Here is a 1206-nt window from a genome sequence, read left to right as displayed (position 1 = left end):
TCTAACAGGTCCTCTTAACCTTCCAGCACCGGGCAGGCGTCAGTCCGTATACATCGACTTAAACGTCTTCGCACGGACCTGTGTTTTTAGTAAACAGTCGCTTCCCTCTATTCTCTGCGGCCACAACCAGCTCAACCACGTCGGTCACCAGTCATGGCCCCCCTTCTCCCGAAGTTACGGGGGCATTTTGCCGAGTTCCTTAACCACAGTTCTCCCGATCGCCTTAGTATTCTCTACCTGACTACCTGTGTCGGTTTCGGGTACGGGCCGTATATCCACATCGCTAGAGGCTTTTCTCGGCAGCATAGGATCACCAACTTCCCCAAAACGGGTACGCATCACGCCTCACCCCACTGTGCTCCGGATTTACCTAGAACACGGGCCACACGCTTACACCACGATATCCATCACGTGGCACGGCTACCTTCCTGCGTCACCCCATCACTTGGCTACTACCAGTTCAGGTCCCCAGCATCACACACACCAACCAACCTAAAAGGCTGGCACAAGGCGCGTGTTCAGGTGGGTTAGTATCCCTGATTCACCATGGGCGCGGACACACGGGTACGGGAATATCAACCCGTTATCCATCGACTACGCCTGTCGGCCTCGCCTTAGGTCCCGACTCACCCTGGGAGGATTAACCTGGCCCAGGAACCCTTAGTCATTCGGCGGAGGAGTTTTCCACTCCTCATTCGCTACTCATGCCTGCATTCTCACTCGCGCACACTCCACACTAGGGTTACCCCAGCGCTTCACAGCAGTCACGCGACGCTCCCCTACCCAACCACCACAAAATGGTGATTGCCGCGGCTTCGGCGGTGTACTTGAGCCCCACTACATTGTCGGCGCAGAACCACTCGACCAGTGAGCTATTACGCACTCTTTCAAGGATGGCTGCTTCTAAGCCAACCTCCTGGTTGTCTTCGCGATCCCACATCCTTTTCCACTTAGCACACCCTTAGGGGCCTTAGCCGGCGATCTGGGCTGTTTCCCTCTCGACTACGAAGCTTATCCCCCGCAGTCTCACTGCCGTGCTCTGACCTCACCGGCATTCGGAGTTTGGCTGATGTCGCTAAGATGATAGTCCCGCTAAACCAACCAGTAGCTCTACCTCCAGGAGGAAACACACGACGCTGCACCTAAATGCATTTCGGGGAGAACCAGCTATCACGGAGTTTGATTGGCCTTTCACCCCTACCCACA

The 1206-nt window shown here is 55.6% G+C and carries 1 rRNA gene; it reads right to left on the bottom strand.

Annotated features, from left to right (window positions below):
• A 23S ribosomal RNA gene (locus HMPREF3130_RS05830) occupies positions 1-1206 on the bottom strand; the annotation flags it as partial.

This window comes from Corynebacterium sp. HMSC14B06, from assembly GCF_001807075.1.
In the GTDB taxonomy this organism is placed as follows: Bacteria; Actinomycetota; Actinomycetes; order Mycobacteriales; family Mycobacteriaceae; genus Corynebacterium; species Corynebacterium jeikeium_D.
This window is presented reverse-complemented; position numbering and strand designations above follow the sequence as displayed.